General features: G+C 61.8%; 14 protein-coding genes. 12 read left to right on the top strand and 2 right to left on the bottom strand.

The window, feature by feature from the left end:
* Positions 1–5: 5 nt before the first annotated feature.
* The 4 genes from F6S08_RS23640 (at position 6) to F6S08_RS23655 (ending at position 3735) form a co-directional block, all read left to right on the top strand.
* Positions 6–1382 (top strand): L-serine ammonia-lyase, encoded by a 1377-nt coding sequence (locus tag F6S08_RS23640; RefSeq protein ID WP_065925904.1) that lies wholly within the window; start codon positions 6–8, stop codon positions 1380–1382.
* 39 nt (positions 1383–1421) lie between these two features.
* Entirely contained in the window at positions 1422–2546 is a 1125-nt protein-coding gene (gene gcvT / locus F6S08_RS23645) for a glycine cleavage system aminomethyltransferase GcvT (protein WP_065925903.1), read from the top strand.
* Positions 2547–2939: 393 nt separating this feature from the next.
* Positions 2940–3152: a cold-shock protein gene (locus F6S08_RS23650; protein ID WP_014339904.1), complete on the top strand. Its 213-nt coding sequence runs from the start codon at positions 2940–2942 to the stop codon at positions 3150–3152.
* Between the two features lie 94 nt (positions 3153–3246).
* Complete coding sequence (locus F6S08_RS23655) at positions 3247–3735, top strand: RDD family protein (protein WP_065925902.1); 489 nt, start codon at positions 3247–3249, stop codon at positions 3733–3735.
* A 75-nt stretch (positions 3736–3810) separates the two neighbouring features.
* Here the strand turns inward: F6S08_RS23655 and nadA are convergent, their stop codons facing one another.
* On the bottom strand, positions 3811–4869 hold the full coding sequence (gene nadA, locus F6S08_RS23660; RefSeq protein ID WP_065925901.1) for a quinolinate synthase NadA: 1059 nt from the start codon (positions 4867–4869) through the stop codon (positions 3811–3813).
* A gap of 238 nt (positions 4870–5107) precedes the next feature.
* The gene (locus tag F6S08_RS23665; RefSeq protein WP_315872399.1) at positions 5108–6547 is read right to left on the bottom strand and encodes a lactate dehydrogenase; all 1440 of its coding nucleotides are present in this window, start codon (positions 6545–6547) and stop codon (positions 5108–5110) included.
* A 336-nt stretch (positions 6548–6883) separates the two neighbouring features.
* Between F6S08_RS23665 and F6S08_RS23670 the strand changes: the two genes are divergently transcribed.
* The 8 genes from F6S08_RS23670 to F6S08_RS23705 are packed head-to-tail and all read left to right on the top strand — an operon-like array spanning position 6884 to position 16734.
* Positions 6884–7453 (top strand): acyl carrier protein, encoded by a 570-nt coding sequence (locus F6S08_RS23670; protein ID WP_074847530.1) that lies wholly within the window; start codon positions 6884–6886, stop codon positions 7451–7453.
* Positions 7454–7463: 10 nt separating this feature from the next.
* A complete protein-coding gene (locus tag F6S08_RS23675; RefSeq protein ID WP_315872400.1) occupies positions 7464–8738 on the top strand; it encodes a beta-ketoacyl-[acyl-carrier-protein] synthase family protein in 1275 nt (424 codons plus the stop codon).
* Position 8739: 1 nt separating this feature from the next.
* Positions 8740–9807, top strand: coding sequence for a beta-ketoacyl synthase (locus F6S08_RS23680; protein ID WP_315872401.1), 1068 nt, complete (start codon positions 8740–8742; stop codon positions 9805–9807).
* A complete protein-coding gene (locus F6S08_RS23685; protein ID WP_315872402.1) occupies positions 9804–11102 on the top strand; it encodes a beta-ketoacyl-[acyl-carrier-protein] synthase family protein in 1299 nt (432 codons plus the stop codon). Before F6S08_RS23680 ends, F6S08_RS23685 begins: the two co-directional genes overlap by 4 nt.
* The gene (locus F6S08_RS23690; protein WP_074847534.1) at positions 11099–12316 is read left to right on the top strand and encodes a beta-ketoacyl synthase N-terminal-like domain-containing protein; all 1218 of its coding nucleotides are present in this window, start codon (positions 11099–11101) and stop codon (positions 12314–12316) included. Before F6S08_RS23685 ends, F6S08_RS23690 begins: the two co-directional genes overlap by 4 nt.
* 42 nt (positions 12317–12358) lie before the next feature.
* Positions 12359–15226, top strand: a complete 2868-nt coding sequence (locus F6S08_RS23695) for an aminotransferase class III-fold pyridoxal phosphate-dependent enzyme (protein WP_315872403.1) — start codon at positions 12359–12361, stop codon at positions 15224–15226.
* A 9-nt stretch (positions 15227–15235) separates the two neighbouring features.
* The gene (locus F6S08_RS23700; protein ID WP_074847536.1) at positions 15236–15973 is read left to right on the top strand and encodes a 3-oxoacyl-ACP reductase family protein; all 738 of its coding nucleotides are present in this window, start codon (positions 15236–15238) and stop codon (positions 15971–15973) included.
* Complete coding sequence (locus tag F6S08_RS23705) at positions 15970–16734, top strand: SDR family NAD(P)-dependent oxidoreductase (protein ID WP_074847537.1); 765 nt, start codon at positions 15970–15972, stop codon at positions 16732–16734. Before F6S08_RS23700 ends, F6S08_RS23705 begins: the two co-directional genes overlap by 4 nt.
* The last annotated feature ends 1 nt before the right edge of the window (position 16735 follow it).

Raw genomic sequence — 16735 nt, forward strand, 5'->3', positions numbered from 1 at the left:
AACTCATGTCTTTAAGCGTGTTCGACCTGTTCAAGATTGGCATCGGCCCCTCCAGTTCCCACACCGTCGGCCCCATGCGTGCGGCCGCTCGGTTCGTCGAGGGCCTCAAGCGTGACAACCTGCTGAGCGCCACCACCGGCATCAAGGTGGAACTCTATGGCTCCCTCGGCGCCACCGGCAAAGGCCACGGCAGCGACAAGGCCGTGCTGCTGGGCCTGGAAGGCGAACACCCGGACACCGTGAACACCGAAACCGTGGCCGCACGCCTGGCGCAGATGCGCGGCGACGGTCGCTTGAACCTGCTCGGCGAACACAGCATTGCGTTCAACGAGAAAGAACACCTGGCGATGATTCGCAAACCCCTGGCCTACCACCCCAACGGCATGATTTTTCGTGCCTTTGATGCGGCGGGTATCCAGATCCGCAGCCGCGAGTACTACTCGGTGGGCGGCGGTTTTGTGGTGGATGAAGACGCCGCCGGTGCGGACCGGATCGTCGAAGACGCCACCCCACTGACGTTCCCGTTCAAGCATGCCAAGGACTTGCTCGGCCATTGCACCACCTACGGTCTGTCCATCAGCCAGGTGATGCTGACCAATGAAAGTGCCTGGCGCCCGGAAGCGCAAACCCGTGCCGGCCTGTTGAAGATCTGGCAGGTGATGCAGGACTGCGTGGCAGCCGGCTGTCGCAACGAAGGCATCTTGCCCGGCGGCCTGAAGGTCAAGCGTCGTGCCGCCGCCTTGCATCGCCAGTTGTGCAAGAACCCGGAGTCGGCCCTGCGCGACCCGTTGTCGGTGCTGGACTGGGTCAACCTGTACGCCCTGGCCGTCAACGAAGAAAACGCCAACGGCGGGCGCGTGGTCACGGCGCCCACCAACGGCGCGGCCGGGATTGTGCCGGCGGTGCTGCATTACTACATGCGCTTTATCCCCGGCGCGAATGAAGACGGAGTGGTGCGCTTTCTGCTCACCGCCGCCGCCATCGGGATTCTGTACAAGGAAAACGCGTCGATCTCCGGGGCCGAAGTCGGTTGCCAGGGTGAAGTCGGCGTGGCCTGCTCCATGGCCGCTGGCGCGTTGTGCGAAGTATTGGGCGGTACGGTTTCCCAGGTGGAAAACGCCGCCGAGATCGGCATGGAACACAACCTCGGCCTGACCTGCGACCCGATTGGCGGGCTGGTGCAGGTGCCCTGCATCGAGCGCAATGCCATGGGCTCGGTGAAGGCCATCAATGCGGTGCGCATGGCCTTGCGTGGCGACGGGCAACACTTCGTCTCGCTGGACAAGGTCATCCGCACCATGCGCCAGACCGGCGCCGACATGAAAAGCAAATACAAGGAAACCGCCCGTGGCGGTTTAGCGGTCAACATTATCGAGTGCTGACGCCTAAAGGCGCGCCGGCACGTTTTTCAGGAGCTGAACATGTCCACCGAAACCCTGTTGAAAACCCCATTGCACGCCCTGCACCTCGAGCTGGGTGCACGCATGGTGCCCTTCGCCGGCTACGACATGCCGGTGCAATACCCACTGGGCGTGATGAAGGAGCACCTGCACACCCGTGAACAGGCCGGGCTGTTCGACGTGTCCCACATGGGCCAGATCCGCCTGACCGGCGCCAATGCCGCAAAGGCCCTGGAAACCCTGGTGCCGGTCGACATCATCGACCTGCCGGTCGGCATGCAGCGCTACGCCATGTTCACCAATGACCAGGGCGGCATCCTCGACGACCTGATGGTGGCGAACCTGGGTAACGACGAACTGTTCCTGGTAGTCAACGCGGCCTGCAAGGACCAGGACCTGGCGCACCTGCGCCAGCATATCGGCGAGCAGTGCCGCATCGAGCCGCTGTTCGAAGAACGCGCGCTGCTGGCCCTGCAAGGCCCGGCCGCAGTGAAGGTATTGGCGCGCCTGGCCCCGGAAGTCACCCGGATGACCTTCATGCAATTCGCCCCGGTGCGCCTGCTGGGCGTGGACTGCTACGTCAGCCGCTCGGGCTACACCGGTGAAGACGGTTTTGAAATCTCCGTGCCTGCCGCCAGCGCCGAAAGCCTGGCGCGCAGCCTGCTGGCCGAGGACGAAGTGCAGGCCATCGGCCTGGGCGCCCGTGACTCGCTGCGCCTGGAAGCCGGCCTGTGCCTGTACGGCCACGACATGAACACTGAGACCACCCCGATCGAAGCCAGCCTCTTGTGGGCAATCTCCAAGGCCCGACGCACCGACGGTGCGCGTGCCGGTGGCTTCCCGGGTGCCGACCGCATCTTCACCCAGCAGCAAACCGGTGTAAGCCGCAAGCGCGTAGGCCTGCTGCCCCAGGAACGCACACCCGTACGTGAAGGCGCAGAGATCGTCGACGAACACGGCAGCGTGATCGGCAGCGTGTGCAGCGGTGGCTTTGGCCCGAGCCTGGGTGGCCCACTGGCCATGGGTTACCTGGACAGCGCATTCACCGCACTGGACACCGAAGTCTCTGCGTTGGTGCGTGGGAAAAAAGTGCCACTTCGTGTAAGCAAAATGCCATTTGTGCCGCAACGTTACTATCGTGGCTGATTGACTGTTCCTATAAGTAACGCGGTTGCGTTAACGTGCACTAATCTGTAACGCAACCGCCATAAAACAGTGCAGCAACGATAGGCATTATTATAGGAATTAACCTATAACAAGTGACCCATTCTATCGAATAAGTCGGTTCCACATTATTCAACGAAGTGTCATGAGGCCGAGCAAAACCTGGGCTTTTGCCAGGGCTTGTTTTTTCTCCATTAGTTGGCGTAGAGTTTGCCCACTGTGTTTGCATGGGTCGCTTGGAACCTGGACCTGGGCAGTAGCTGAAGTAGTTGTGCTACAACCCGTTCGACGTCTCTTACTTTCCTGCAACCCAGCCCAGTACTCTTTCATGTGAAAGGGGCTGTCATTAATTTTTAGCGTCAAGGAAATAAGAAAATGGCTGATCGTCAGAGCGGTACCGTCAAGTGGTTTAACGACGAGAAAGGGTTTGGTTTTATCACTCCAGAAAGCGGTCCGGATCTGTTCGTGCATTTCCGCGCTATTCAAGGCAACGGCTTCAAAAGCCTGAAGGAAGGCCAGAAGGTCACCTTCGTTGCAGTTCAAGGCCAGAAAGGCATGCAGGCTGACGAAGTACAAGCAGAAGGCTGATCCTTCCTGCGACAAAAAGCCCCTGACATGACATCAGGGGCTTTTTTATGGGCGCTATTCCGTAAAATGATTTTTTTCCTCTGAGAGCCCTGCCATGTCCAAACCCTTGCTGAGTCCCCAAGGCGAGTTCCCCGCCGTTGGCCTGGGCCGTCGTCTGGCAGCGATGTTCTATGACTTCCTGTTGTGCACCGCGCTGCTGATCGTCACCGCGTTTATCTACAAGCTGGTATGGATCGCGTTCGTGGGCGAAGCCAGGATGCGCACCCTCACCGAATCCGGCGCACTGGACGGTGACCCGCTGCTGTCGACGATTCTGTTCTTTGTGCTGTTTGGTTTCTTTGCCAAGTTCTGGACCCATTCCGGGCAAACCCTGGGCATGCAGGTCTGGGGCGTGCGCGTGCAAAACGCCGACGGCTCGCGGATCAGCCTGTGGCAGGCGCTGTTGCGCTTTGTGGTGTCGATTGCGTCATGGTTGTGCGTGGGGCTGGGGTTTGTCTGGTCGTTGTTCGACAAGCACAAACGCAGCTGGCATGACATCTACTCGGATACGCAGTTGGTGCGCATCCCGAAGCAAAAGAAATAATACCCTTCTTATTGGAGATCAAAATGTGGGAAGGGGCTTGCCCCCTCCCACATTTTCAACCGAGCTCGCCTCGATTCAGGCGTTACCGGCCAGCCTCAGGCGCGCAGCCTGGGTGAAATCCAGCATGCGCTTGAGCGGTCGCACGGCGTGAGGAATCACCGACGGCTCGACGAAGATCTCGTTACTGCCCTCACGCAGGCACTGCAGCGTGCGCTCCAGCGTATTCATCGCCATCCACGGGCAGTGTGCGCAACTGCGGCACGCGGCGCCGTTACCGGCCGTGGGCGCTTCGACGAAGACCTTGTCCGGGCACAGCTGCTGCATCTTGTAGAAGATGCCGCGGTCGGTCGCCACGATGAAGGTCTTGTTCGGCAGCCGCTGTGCCGCCGCAATCAATTGGCTGGTGGAGCCCACCGCGTCGGCCAGTTCGATCACCGAGGTCGGCGATTCCGGGTGCACCAGGATCGCTGCGTCCGGGTACAGCGCCTTCATGTCTTCCAACTGCTTGGACTTGAACTCCTCGTGGACGATGCACGCACCGTCCCACAGCAGCATGTCGGCGCCGGTCTGGCGCTGGATGTAGGTACCCAGGTGCTTGTCCGGGCCCCAGATGATGGTCTCGCCGTTGTCCATCAGGCTTTCGACGATTTCCAGCGCACAGCTGGAGGTCACCACCCAATCGGCCCGGGCCTTGACCGCCGCCGAGGTGTTGGCATACACCACCACGGTGCGTTCGGGATGCTGGTCGCAGAACGCCGAAAACTCATCCACCGGACACCCCAGGTCCAGGGAGCAGGTGGCTTCCAGGGTCGGCATGAGGATGCGTTTTTCGGGGGTGAGGATTTTGGCGGTCTCGCCCATGAAACGTACACCGGCGACCAGTACGGTCTTGGCCGGGTGGGCTGCGCCGAAGCGGGCCATTTCCAGGGAGTCGGAGACACAGCCGCCGGTTTCTTCGGCCAGGGCCTGGATCACCGGATCGCAATAGAAGTGGGCAACCAGCACCGCGTCCTGAGCCTTGAGCTCGGCAGCAATGGCGGCACGCAGGCTCGCCTCTTCCTCGGCGCTGAGGGCCTTGGGCTGCTTGGCGTCGAGGTGGGCTTGAACCAGTAGGCGTTCGGAAATGTGCGTCATGTTCGCAAGACCTGCAGGCGCAGTAGCGCGAAAGTCGAGTGTACCACCGGCTCTGGAGCCCTTCGGGCGCCGCCGGACGAAGTGATTGTGTTCATCAAGCACGGGTAAAGGTGAAGCTGCGCAAGGCTACAGAATATCCAATGGTTTCAAAAGCCTAATCTGGCATTCGCGAGTGCGTCCGTCGGGCAAAAAAACGGGAAACCCCGACAGTGGGGTTTCCCGTTTTTTACGACGGCCGTCAGCGTATCAGTGCAGAGGGATCTTCTTGCAACATCACCGATTCATGCATGTTCGCCAGGGCGTCCTTCAAGGTCGACTCTTGCAGCGCGTCCTTGGACTTCTTGCTTTGCGTCGCCGCGTACTCCAGCAGCACCAAATAGTCGCGCTGGACCGAGGCTTGCTTGGGCACAAAGGTCTCGTCGACCAACTTGCCCAACACGTATTTCTGCGTGCGAGTGGACTGGCTGGCCTCTTGCGAAACAGAGGCGTTGGTCAGCAGGCCATCCTTATAGGCGAGGTTGGCCGAACTGCTCGCGTTGTCCTCAACCTGCACATAAAGGTAGTTTTGCGAGTTTTCATCGCGAGTCAGCCCCGGATTTTTACTGCCATCAAGGCCCTTGTGATAACTGGCCGAAAGGCTCGATTGCTGGTCCTGAGTCACGCTGCGGTCCAGTGCGCTGCTGCCGCTGACACGGGTCTTCTGCGACACGCTGTAGGCAAATCTGTCGATTTCAGAGGGGCGTATCGGGTTGGAGGATTCGCTGGTTTGCTTGAGAGAGGCCTTGAAGTCCGCCAGGCCGGTCAGCAGGCCTTGGTCAGTCGGGTTACGGGTCAGCGCGTCAGGAAGGCTTATACCTTGTGGGTAGTTGCTGTTCATGGCGCTGAACGCGTCCTTGAACATCGTCATCAGGTCCGCCTTGGCATTGCCACGCTCCTGCGCCCGGTCAAACTGGGCCAGGTAGCTTTTCAGGGCCTTGGCCTGCTGCTGGGCATTGCCCAGGATCGCAGCGTTTTTCAGGTCTACCGCCACGTTCACTTCGCCGTCCGGACCACTCATGCGCGTGGTGCGGCGCTGGGCGTCGGCGTGGAAGGCCAGGGTCTGGTTCTGACCGTCCAGCGTCTTCACTTTAGCGTTGAGATCAACCGAGGCCAGTACCTTGGGGTCAAACCTGGTCAGGTTACCCAGATCAATTTTAGGCGGCGTTGCGGTAAGGCCATCGATCGCTGATTGGAAGGCGCTGCCCAATTGGCCGACCGCCTTGAGTTCGTCGTCGGTCAGGCTGCCCCCTTCCACCGTTGCCTGCACGCCCAGGCCGTCGCTCTGGCTGGACAGGCTGAAGGTGACGGTCTTGCCGCTGGCGGTCTTGATACTGAGGCTGACCAAGTTGTCGGCGCTGCTGTGCAGCAGCGTCTGGTCGACTTTGATCTCACCAGCATTTTGCGCGCGGTCGGCGCTCGCGTAGAGCACAGACTGAGAAATGTTCGTACCGCTCTTGGCGAACAGCTCCACAAGGCCGGCGCCCAGGCCATTGAAGCGATTGGCTGTCGACAATGAATTGAAATTGGTATTGATCGCCTTGCTGAGGGCGTCCTGGCTGTCGCTCTCCCACGCTCGCACGACCTCCTGGCCAGGCAGTTGGCCGCGACGCGAGTAGGTGTCGGCAAGCGTATCAGACATCACATTGCCCAGGCTGACGACCGAAGAGGGTCGTACAACGGCGGTAGAGGTGGTCTGCGCAAGACCGACGGTGGAAGGTTCAGCAGGCCGGATAACCAATGTATTGACGGAGCTGATAGGCGAAAGCGTAGTCATGACGATCCCTGTCTTGAGTTGAACTGCCTTGATTAAATCCAACCAGCCCGGCACAGGGCAAGCGATAAAAACAGTAATAGCACATTGACTCTCCCCCTGGCAGGAGGGTTTACGCTCCCCGCCGTCAAAAATCACCTCAAGCAAATCCCCGTCAGGGCCACTGCTCATACCCTTCATTTATGCGTTATAGGGAAATAACCTTTGAACAATCCACTGGACTTGGACAGCGTCATCACCACCACCCGCGAAATCCTCGCGCAGCTATTGGTGATGGACCTCGCAGAGGTCGATGAGCACAGCAGCATCGTGGAGGATCTGAATGCCGACTCCCTGGATATCGTCGACCTGAGTTTTCAGCTTGGCCGTAACTATGGCTGCACGCTGCCTAAAACCAGCGTGCTGGACCATGCGGTAGCCGTGTTTGGCGACGTCAGCGAACTGGTCGAAAAAGGCCGTATCACCCAAGCTGGGGTAGCGCTCCTGGAGCAGAGCCTGAGCGCATTTGCACCCGGGCAACTGCGCGCCGGCATGCAGCCGGCGGACGTGTTCGCGGCCACGACGGTGCGTAACTGGGCCGTGCAATGCTACCGGATGTTCGACCACCTGCCCGCGACCTGCCCTGAATGCAATGCCGACCAGGCGCGTCTGAATGAGCGTCGCCAGGTGGTGTGCGGCGGTTGCAGCGCGCGCTTGACGCCGATGGAAGGCGACGACATTTCTCGCCATCTGGTTGAGCAGTTTGCCGCGTCCCGCTTGCCGGAAGCGGTCTAGGAGTTTCTTCATGGGGCCGCGAGAGGTTTTAGTCACGGGCTATGGGTTGGTAGCGCCCACGGCACTGGACGCTGCAACGCTGTTTGCGCAGATCGGCGCAAAGCGTTCGTGCATTCGCCAACACCCGGTGTTTGCCGAGTTGGGTTTTGCGGCGAGCGCCGCGGGTTACATTGACCCCGTTCAATGGCAAGCCATCAGCGCACAAGTGGCGACGGGTGACACAACCCTGCCGCGCCAGAGCCTGCTCGCCGAGTTCGTGGCCAGGCAGGCGCTGCAGCAGGCAGGCCTGGTTCGCGCCGACTTCGCCCGCGTGCCCAGCGGCGTGTTCCTCGGCGCCAACAAGCATTGTGTAAGCCGTGACCTGCAAGAGGCCAGCCGTTATATGGACGACGTCGGCAGCGTCGACCTGGATCGCTACCTGGACAACCACACCCTGATGGGCGGCCCATTCGCTCGTCGGATCGACCAGCAGACGGTGCACATCGCCCGCCTGCTCGGCATTCGCGACCATATCAGCACCCACTCCGATGCCTGCGCGGCCGGCACCATGGCAATCGGCGCCGCGTTTCGCGCCATTGAGCGCGGTGACATCGACCTGGCCCTATGTGGCGCCGTCGAGTTGATGGCCCATGAACTGTCGTATTACAGCTTCGACGGCCTGGGCGCCATTTGCCAACGTGCCGACCTCGCGCCCGAACAACAGAGCCGCCCGTTCATGAACGACCGTTGCGGGTTCGTCCTCAGCGAGGGCGCGGCGATGATCGTGCTGGAGTCCAGGGAACATGCCGAGCGCCGCAAGGCCACGCCAATCGGCCGCGTCCTGGGTTACGCCAACTATTGCGAAGCGCAGAAGATCACCTCCAGCAGCCGCGATGGCAGCCATTACGCCCATTGCATGAAGGCAGCACTCGCCCATGCAGGCCTGGGCTGCGACGCGGTCGATCACGTCAATACCCATGGCACGTCGACCCAGGCTAATGATCGCAGTGAAGCCCTGGCGATTGCGCAGGTATTCGGCACCGGCGTAAGCACGATGACCTTCACAGCCAACAAATCGGCGATCGGCCACTCCCTTGCGGCCAGCGGCGCGATCGAGGCGGTGCTGTCACTGATGAGCCTGCAACAGGGCGTGCTGCTACCCACCCTTAACTATGACCCGGCAAACGCCGAGTTCCCTGAGTTGAATTTCCTGACCGAAACGCAGCGCCAGCCCATCGATGTGGTGCTGTCCAATTCGTTCGGTTTCGGTGGCGTCAACAGTTCGCTGGTTTTGGGAAAAGCATGAGATGAACAGCCTTCAAGCAAAACCCGTCTACCTGATCGCCGCTTCGGTGTTCAACCACGCCGGCACTGAGTGCACCGACTTGCACGGCCCGGTGCAGGCGGCACAACCGCTGGATTTTGCCCCGGACCAGCTGGCGTACCCCGTGAGCGTACCGCGCTTGCCGACCACGGTGTTCGACCGCAAGATTCAACGCAGTGTCGAACCTCAGGGCGCTCGGCTGCTGTACTGCGCCGGGCAGATTGCCGGCCCGTTGAAGGACTTGCAGCTGCCTGGCGAGCGGGTGGCGCTGATGGCTGCCATCCCGGAAGTGGACGGCCCCAGTTCCTGCTGGGAGGCCGTGCAGGCCATCGCCGAGCAACCGGATGCGCTGCTCACGCAACTGTTTGCCTATACCCCGCCGCTGCATGCATTGATGATGCTCAACAGCAGTGTCATGGCCTATGTCGCCGAAGCGTTGCACTGCCATGGTCCGATGGGCGGTTTCTGCTCACAGAGTAATGCCGGGGTCGACGCGCTGATCGAGGCCTTCGAACATATCGCCGAGGGGCGTGCCGATGCAGGGGTCGTGGTCAGCAGTAGCCCGAATCTCTCGCCGGCCCTGTACCTGCGCGACACCACCGAACGCCCTCCTCTCGCGACCCCGGACGTTTACGGCGAAGGCGCCGCAGCGCTGTTGCTGACCGCCTGCCCTCCTGCAAACGGTGCACGCGCCCTGCGCATCGCCGGCTTCGCCCGTGGCTACAGCGCCTCGCCCGAACGTTCCCACGCCGTGGCGAGCAAGGTCATCCAACAGACATTAAGCAGAGAAAAACTGGGTTTGCGCGACGTAGCCCATATTGTCGCCGCGCCTGACACCCCATCCCTGGCGCGTCTACTCACAGACACCCAGGCGATTCTCCACAGCTGCCAGCCCATGACCGGCAACCTGGGCGCCAGCGCCCTGCTGACTGAAATTGCCCTGGCCCTTCACGATCAACACGATGGCTACACGCTGCTGCTCAATCACAGCCGTACGGGCCATTGGGGCGCCGTATTACTGGTCAATGAAGCCATGGAGAAACAGGCATGAGTCCACCAAGGATTGTGATCACCGGCCTGGGTGCCGTGACCGGTTTCGGTTTCGAATGGCAAACCATGTGGGCGCAGATGCTGCTCGGTGAGCACTGCATCCGCCCCTGGCAGCCCGAAGGCGTGGCCGACGGCACCTTCCCGGTGCGCTACGCGGCGCCGGTGGACACCCGCCAACTACCGGACTACCTGCAAGGTCACCGCGCCTGGCAGACGCCCCTGGAAAAACGCAGCCAGTTGGGTTGGGTGGCGGCCAGCCAAGCCATCAGCGACAGCGGCCTGAGCCCCGCGCAGTTGCGGGATGCCGCCGTGCTGTGTGCTTCCGGCGCACCGGCGCACAAGATCCAGGACATGCTGCTGACCGTCGCCGATGAGCCGAATGCCCCTCCGGCCTGGCGCTACTTGATGGCCAAGGCTGAGCAGGTCGATGCCGCCCACTCGTTGTGCCAGAGCAACGACCGCCTGGCCCGGGTGATCGCCGACGACATCGGTTGCGAAGGCCCGGTGATCAACATCAGCAGCGCCTGTGCCGGGGCTTCCCAGGCCATCGGCAACGCATTCCAGATGATCCGCCGGGGAGAAGTCGACGTCGCTATCGCTGGCGGCGCCGATTCGGTGCTGAGCCTGGACACCATGACCGCGCTTTACCTATTGGGTGCGGCGAGCAGCGAGCAACGCTGGGGCACCGGGCTTTGCCGCCCGTTCGATCGCCATCGCAGCGGACTGGTTGCCGGTGAGGGCGCAGGTTTTGTGGTGCTCGAAACCCTCGAGCGGGCACTTGCCCGTGGCGCCGTGCCCTATGCCGAAGTGCTGGGTTTCGGCAGCAGCCTGGACGGCTATAAGGTCACCGCGCCCGACCCGCAAGGGCGAGGCGCCGCCCTGGCGATGCAGACCGCCTTGCACGACGCCGGCATCCGCCCGCAACAGGTGGACCTGATCAACGCCCACGGCACCTCCACCCCGCTCAACGATGCCGCCGAAACCCTGGCGATCAAGTCGGTGTTCGCCCAGGACGAGCACTATCGACGGCTGGCGATCAGCGCCAATAAATCCCAATTCGGCCACTTGATCGCGGCCGCCGGCGCCCCCGAATTCATCGTCACCGCACTGGCCTGCCAACACGACAGGATTACCCCGACCCTCAACCTGCACAGTGCCGCCGACGACTGTGACCTGGACTACTGCGCCCATCAGACCGTCAACCGCCGGGTCGATGTGGCACTCAGCAATTCATTCGGCTTCGGTGGGCTCAATACCTGCCTGGTGCTGGGCAAATACCAGGAGCACGCGCAATGAGCGGCGTACCGCCCCCCATCGCCATTGCCGGCAGCGGCTGTGTCCTGGCCAGCGGCTGGGGCGTGGACGCCTTCTGGTCGGCGGCCTGTGAGTCGCGCAGCGGGATCAAGCCCTTGCGCTCTTTGCAGTTTCACAGTGAACGGGTCACGGCTTTCGGGCAGATTCACTATGACGATCACCAGCGCAGTCGCCAGGACCTCGCCCAAAATCTGCAACGTTACTGCACGCCCGCCGTCATCTGGGGCGTCAGCGCCGTTCGACAGGCACTGGCCGAAGCCCAACTGACGCCGGGCGCCGACGGCCTGACCTACGGCCTCTATTGCTGCCAGGGTGGCTATACCCACCCGTCACTGGCGTCCTACGGCGAGTTGCTCCACGAATGCCGCCAGGGCGAAGGTGCCGACATGCAGCACCTGGCCCGGCGTATCTTGCACGAGCGGGCACAGGACCCGTTTCTGGTGCTCAAGGGCCTGAGCAATATCCTCCTGGGCGTGGTCAGCCTGGCGCTCAAGCTTGAGTGTGAATGCAACGCCTACATGCAAGGGGTCTCCGGCAACCTGGCGGCCTTGCGTGAAGCGTGCGCCGCGTTGCAGAGCGGACGAATTGACGTGGCGATCATCGTCGGTGCGGGCAGCGAACTCGATGCGCTGGCACTCAGCGCCCTGGTGCAGGCCGGCACGATCAGCGCCGACGGTTCGGACACCCTGCGCGCTTTCGATGCGCACGGCACCGGCGGTATCGCTGGCGAAGGCGCGGCGGCCCTGGTCCTGCGCCGTCGCGAGGATCTGGGCGATGAACCCCAGGTCTGCCTGCAGACAATGACCGCCGACGCCGCGATCGAGCACTTGAACCTGCCAGACCAGCAAGTCGACGTGCTGGTGTGCAGCGGCACCGGCACGCCCGACAAAGACCGACAGTTGAGCCACACACTGGCCCGAACCGGCGCCGCCCACATCACCAGTGGCGTACCGCTGACCGGTCTGCTGAGTGCGGCTCCCAGCCTGGCGGACCTGATCCTGGCCCGCTGCGCCCTGCTCGCCCAGCGTGTGCCACCGATTGCCGGATTAAGCCAACCCGTGGCCGCGCAGTTGCCGTTTGTGCTGGGGGCTCCCTGCTCGACGCGGCTCGACGATGGCCTGGTGCTCAACCGCGACGACAACGGTTTCAGCGCTTGCTACCAATTGAAGTACAGCGAACAGGCCAACAGCGCCTGACGTGTGTGTACCCCCCTCCCTCTTTTAAAGGACATGGCTGTGATGGATTACCGTGATTTTGTTCGCCCCAAGTTTGTCGATCTGCTTCAGGCCCTGGGGCTTGAGTGTGAGTTCAAACGGGCACTGGGCAGCAAATTATTCTACCGCAACCGCCAGGGTGACGAAGTGACCGTCACCGATTTCCTCGGGGGCTACGGCGCGGCCTTGTTTGGCCATAACGACCCGCAGTTTGTCGAACAGCTCTGCACACTGCTGCGCAATGACGTGCCTTTTAACGCCCAGATGTCGGTCCGCGCCACGGCCGGTACGCTGGGACGCGCGTTGAGCGAAGCCTTCAATCGTGAATTGAAGAACAACGAACCGTACATCTCGACCTTTTCCAACAGCGGTGCCGAAGCAGTAGAAATTGCCGTCAAGCACGCCGAGTTTCGCCGCCAGAAAAACCTGCAGCGCCAGTTCGACGAACTGGACTTTACCCTGGCCCAACTGACCTCCAGCGACCGCGCCTACCGCGAAGTGGATGTGACTGACCTCGACTTGCCGGCAGGCCTGCTGCCTGCCCACCTGACCACGGCCACGGTGCGCCAGGTGGTTGAGGCGGTGCGTCAGCACAACCTCGCCGAGCTGCACGTCGAGCCGGTGTTCATCGCGTTGCGCGGCAGTTTTCACGGCAAGTTGGTCAACACGGTACAACTGACCTATGGCCGACAGTATCGCCAGCCGTTCGCGCGCTTCGGCCTGAACGTGGAGTTCATTGACCCCCAGCAACCCCATCAACTCCAGGAGCTGCCGGCGCGCCACACCCGCCATTGGCTGAACGTGCAATGGTGCGGCGATCAACTGCTGGTCAAGCGTGATGCGTTCAGCGCAATCACCGCCGTATTGATGGAGCCTATCCAGGGCGAAGGCGGCATCATCGAGTTCGCGGCCGATTTTTATAAAGCCCTGCGCCGCCTGTGCAATGAGCAGCAGTGCCCGCTGATCATCGACGAGGTGCAATCCGGTTTCGGTCGTACCGGCACCTTCCTGGCCAGCAGTCATTTCAATCTGCAAGGCGACTACTACTGCCTGTCCAAGGCTCTGGGTGGTGGCTTGATGAAGATTGCGGCCACCGTGATTCGCAGCAGCCACTATGAGAAAGACTTCAGCTATATCCACAGCTCGACCTTCGCCGAAGACGACGCCTCCTGCCATATCGCCCTGGCGGCGCTCAATCGTCTGTTCGCCGATGACCAGGCGATGCTCAAGGACGTGCACACCAAGGGCGAATACCTCAAGGCCTCGCTGCTTGAGTTGAAGGCGGCCTACCCCGGGGTGATCGCCGACGTGCGAGGTCGCGGGCTGTTGCTCGGCATTGAACTGCACGACCAGAGCACCAACAGCTCGCTGGTACAGGCGTCGGCCCAATACAACGATGCCTTGGGTTACCTGATTGCCGGCTACCTGCTGCAATTCGAAGCCCTGCGCGTGGCGCCGTCGGGCAGCAACTCCAATGTGATCCGCCTGGAACCGCCCGCCTGCATCAGCTTCGCCGAGATCGACGGGCTGATCAAAGCCTTGCAGAAGGTCTGTGACTTGTTGCAACGCGGGGATGCATTCCCGCTGGCCGCCACCATTTGTCATGACTTGATCCCCGCTGTGGCGCCCCGCGACACCGGCTTCCAGGTCACCGCCCATGCCAATGCCCCGCAGGACACCCCCATCGTCGCCCGCGTGGCCTTTATCAATCATTTGATCGATGCCGACATCCTCGGTGATGTCGACCCTTCCCTGGGCCAACTGAGCAACGAGCAAAAACGTGTGTTCATGCAACGCACTGCGCCGGAACGCCGGGCAGCCCCCGTGGGCCCGGTGGTGATCCGCTCGCAATTGGGCATGGCCGTGGAGTTCACGTTGTACCCGCTGTGCATGGACTCCAACGCCATGGCGGACTACATCATCAGCGGCGACCTCGACGTGATTCGCAAAGAAGTCGGCAATCGCATCCTGGATGCCCGCGCCGATGGCTACCGCGTCGCGGGCCTGGGTATGTATACCTCCATCGTGACCAACAACTGCCAGGCCCTGAAAATCCCGGACATGGCGCTGACCTCCGGCAACGCCTTGACCATCGGCATGGGCCTGGAAGCCATCGAGCAAGGCTGCAAGCAACAGGGGCTGGAGCTGCAGGCGCAGACGGCGGCCGTGGTCGGCGCGGCCGGCAACGTGGCGTCGACCTATGCGTCGCTGCTGTCAGCCACGGTCGACCACTTGATCCTGATCGGCAGCGGCCGCGATGGCTCGGTACGCCGCCTGGAAAAAACCGCTCAACTGATCTACGCCGACGCTGCCCGCTCGATTATCAAGGGCACGGCCACCGAGGATCTGCTGGCGCAGCGCCTGCTCAAAATCGACGGTATCCGTGCACTGCTGAGCGAATACGGCAACAGCACACAGCTGGGGTTGCAGGTCTCGCGCCTGGTGCAGGAGCGACTTGGTGCCAACGCGTTCATTACCGTCACCGATGACCTGCATGCCCTCAAGCAGGCGCGCATCGTCCTGTGTGCGGCAAACGCGGCGCAGCCGTTTCTCGACGCCGGGCATTTTGCCGAACACAGCGTGATCTGTGACATCGCCGTGCCGTTGAACGTTGATCAGGCGATCAATAGCCAGCGCAGCGACGTGCTGTACATGCACGGCGGCATCGTGCAGACGCCATTCGACGATGGGTTGGCGCCGAATGTGCGGGCCTACCTGAAACAGGGCCAGTTGTATGCCTGCATGGCCGAGTCTGTGCTCATGGGCCTGGCGGGGATCACCCAGCATTACTCCTACGGCGACATCAGCCGCGAGCAAGTGCAGCAGATTCGTGCCTTGGCGGCGATCCATGGCTTTGGCCTGGCGCAGTTCAAGACCCACAACTCACTCTAAGGAACGGCCATGTCTTCTAAAACAGCGGTAGTCACCGGAGGCAGTCGCGGCATCGGCAAAGCGGTCGTCCTGGCACTGGTCGAGGCCGGCTACCAGGTCGCGTTCAACTACGTGCGTGACGAAGCGGCGGCCCTGGCGGTACGTGATGAAGTCGAAAAGCTCGGTGGCGAATGCTTCACGGCGCAGTGCGACATCAGTGACGCCCACAGCATCAAGGTGTTTTTCGAACAGGTTGAACAGCGCTTCGAGCGCATCGACCTGCTGGTCAATAACGCCGGCATCACGCGCGATGGATTGCTGGCGACACTCTCCACCGAGGCCATCTGCGCGGTGATCCAGACCAACCTGATCGGCACTCTGCTCTGCTGCCAGCAGGTGGTGCCCGGCATGATGCGCCAGCGTCAAGGCTGCATCATCAACCTCAGTTCAGTGGCTGCGCAAAAGCCTGGCAAAGGGCAAAGCAGCTACGCCGCCGCCAAGGGCGGTGTGGAGGCACTGACACGCGCCCTGGCGGTTGAGTTGGCACCGCGCAATATCCGCGTCAACGCGGTCGCACCGGGAATCGTCAGCACCGACATGACCGCCGCCTTGCTCGAAACCCACGAGCAGGAAGTGCAGTCGCGACTGTTGATCAAGCGTTTTGCCGTGCCGGAGGACATTGCCGAAGCCGTGCTGTACCTCGCCGAGCGCGCAACCTATGTGACCGGCGAAGTACTGTCGGTCAACGGCGGGCTGAAAATGCCATGAATACACCCAGAACGTTTTTGATTACCGGCGCCGCCAACGGTATCGGCCGGGCAGTGGCGGAACATTTCGCCAACGACCCGGCCCACCGCTTGATCCTGGTGGACCGTGACGTGGCATCGCTGCAGGACTGGGTCGGCGCCGCAACCTTTGCCGCGAGCGTCGAGACCCATGGCGTCGATATCGCTGACCTTGCCAGCGTGCAGGGGTTATTCAACGACCTGTCGGCGCGCCTCGGTTTTATCGATGTACTGGTCAACAGCGCCGGGGTCTGCAACGAGAATGAACCAGAGGACCTGGACAACTGGCACAAGGTGATTTCCGTCAATCTGAACGGCACCTTTTATGTCACCTCGCTGTGCCTGCCACTGCTGGCGGATCGCGGCCGCATCATCAACTTGTCGTCGATCCTTGGTCGCATCGGCAAGGTCCGCAACACCGCGTACTGTGCCTCCAAGCACGGCATTATCGGCATGACCAAGGCTCTGGCACTGGACCTGGCGCCGCGCCGAATTACCGTGAACGCGATTCTGCCAGCCTGGATCGATACGCCGATGCTGCAGGGCGAGCTGGCAACGCAAGCCAGTATTGCCGGGATCAGCCAGGAGCAAATCCTGCGCAATGCCAAGAAAAAGCTGCCCTTGCGCCGTTTTATCCAGGCCGACGAAGTCGCCGCCATGGTGCGTTACCTGGTCAGCCCTGAGGCCTCCGGGGTCACGGCCCAGAGCCTGATGATCGATGGCGGCGCCGGGTTGGGGATGTAGT

Origin of the sequence: Pseudomonas sp. JV449 (genome assembly GCF_032424295.1) — a bacterium.
Taxonomy (GTDB): domain Bacteria; phylum Pseudomonadota; class Gammaproteobacteria; order Pseudomonadales; family Pseudomonadaceae; genus Aquipseudomonas; species Aquipseudomonas marginalis.

Excerpts from the sequence above, each read along its gene's own strand:
- F6S08_RS23650 (WP_014339904.1), top strand. The coding sequence starts at position 2,940 with ATGGCTGATCGTCAGAGCGGTACCGTCAAGTGGTTTAACGACGAGAAA.
- F6S08_RS23655 (WP_065925902.1), top strand. The coding sequence starts at position 3,247 with ATGTCCAAACCCTTGCTGAGTCCCCAAGGCGAGTTCCCCGCCGTTGGC.
- F6S08_RS23665 (WP_315872399.1), bottom strand. The coding sequence starts at position 6,547 with ATGTCTGATACGCTTGCCGACACCTACTCGCGTCGCGGCCAACTGCCT.
- F6S08_RS23685 (WP_315872402.1), top strand. The coding sequence starts at position 9,804 with ATGAGTCCACCAAGGATTGTGATCACCGGCCTGGGTGCCGTGACCGGT.
- F6S08_RS23705 (WP_074847537.1), top strand. The coding sequence starts at position 15,970 with ATGAATACACCCAGAACGTTTTTGATTACCGGCGCCGCCAACGGTATC.
- F6S08_RS23695 (WP_315872403.1), top strand. The coding sequence starts at position 12,359 with ATGGATTACCGTGATTTTGTTCGCCCCAAGTTTGTCGATCTGCTTCAG.
- gcvT (WP_065925903.1), top strand. The coding sequence starts at position 1,422 with ATGTCCACCGAAACCCTGTTGAAAACCCCATTGCACGCCCTGCACCTC.
- F6S08_RS23640 (WP_065925904.1), top strand. The coding sequence starts at position 6 with ATGTCTTTAAGCGTGTTCGACCTGTTCAAGATTGGCATCGGCCCCTCC.
- F6S08_RS23680 (WP_315872401.1), top strand. The coding sequence starts at position 8,740 with ATGAACAGCCTTCAAGCAAAACCCGTCTACCTGATCGCCGCTTCGGTG.
- F6S08_RS23690 (WP_074847534.1), top strand. The coding sequence starts at position 11,099 with ATGAGCGGCGTACCGCCCCCCATCGCCATTGCCGGCAGCGGCTGTGTC.
- F6S08_RS23675 (WP_315872400.1), top strand. The coding sequence starts at position 7,464 with ATGGGGCCGCGAGAGGTTTTAGTCACGGGCTATGGGTTGGTAGCGCCC.
- F6S08_RS23700 (WP_074847536.1), top strand. The coding sequence starts at position 15,236 with ATGTCTTCTAAAACAGCGGTAGTCACCGGAGGCAGTCGCGGCATCGGC.
- nadA (WP_065925901.1), bottom strand. The coding sequence starts at position 4,869 with ATGACGCACATTTCCGAACGCCTACTGGTTCAAGCCCACCTCGACGCC.